1 protein-coding gene is annotated in these 1,273 nt (G+C 80.2%); it reads right to left on the reverse strand.

Annotation, left to right across the window (positions count from 1 at the left end; all coding sequences use genetic code 11):
* Positions 1 to 11 precede the first annotated feature (11 nt).
* Positions 12 to 1,273, reverse strand: a 1,262-nt coding sequence (locus tag ACX9NE_RS29280; RefSeq protein WP_459370953.1) for a PE family protein, incomplete at its 5' end; no start/stop codon positions are given.

Here is a 1,273-nt window from a genome sequence, read left to right on the forward strand (position 1 = left end):
GGGTCCGGTGGCTACGGCAAGCCCTTCACCCCGTCGAGGCCGAGCAGCTGCCCGCCGGTGCCGCCGGCGCCGGCTTTGCCCGGGGTCGTCCCGGTCCCGCCGTTGCCGCCGTCACCACCGTTGCCGAGCTGCCCGGCGTTGCCGCCCCTGCCACCGCCGCCGCCGACGCCGCCCACGGTAACGCCGATCCCGCCATCACCGCCGTGACCGCCGTTGCCGATCAGCCCGGCCGTGCCGCCGGCCCCACCCGTCCCGCCGATCACGTTGGCGGTGCCGCCGGCGCCGCCGGCCCCGCCATCGCCGAACAGCATGCCAGCCTGGCCGCCGGCCCCGCCGTCCCCGCCAATAGCGGCGCCAGAGGCCGCGCCGCCGGCCCCGCCGCTGCCGCCGGCGCCGAACAACATGCCGGCCGCGCCGCCCGCCCCACCCTTGCCGCCAATGGCGGCGGCGGCGCCGCCGGCCCCGCCGCTGCCGCCAGCGCCGGAGAGTAGCCCGGCCGCGCCGCCGGCCCCACCATCCCCGGCAATGACTCCGCCGGTACCGCCGGCGCCGCCGGCCCCGCCATCACCGGAGAGCATGCCGGCCTTGCCGCCGGCCCCGCCATCCCCGTTAATGGCGCCGCCACCACCGCCGGTGCCGCCGGTACCGCCATCTCCGGAGAGCATGCCCGCGTTGCCGCCGGCCCCGCCATTCCCACTAATTGCACCGGCGCTGCCCCCGGCGCCGCCGACGCCGCCGACGCCGCCGTCGCCAACCAGCCCGCCGGAGCCGCCAACCCCACCGGGCCCCCCGGTGGCCTTATCGGTAAACCCGCCGCTGCCGCCGGTACCGCCGGCGCCGAACAGCCCCGCGGTACCGCCGGCCCCGCCGGCGCCGCCATTACCCGTGGCGCCGTTGCCGCTGCCGCCGGCCCCGCCGATGCCGCCGGAGCTGAACAGCCCCCCGGCCCCCCCGGCCCCGCCGGAGCCCCCGTTGCCTGCGGCGTTGAATCCGCCGGCACCGCCGGCCCCACCGGCCCCGAACAACAGCCCGCCAGCCCCACCGGCCCCGCCGGCGGTGGTGCCGACCCCGCCGGCCCCGCCGGCGCCGCCGGCGCCGAACAGCCCCGCAGCCCCGCCCGCGCCGCCGTTTTGACCGACCCCTCCGGACCCGCCGTTGCCGCCGCTACCGATCAGAATCCCACCCGCCCCGCCATTAGCCCCGCCGCCCGGGGCCCCGCTGGCGCCGTTGCCGATCAGCGGGCGCCCGACCAGCGTCAGGAAGGGCGCATTGA

It is taken from the genome of Mycobacterium sp. ML4 (assembly GCF_054515735.1).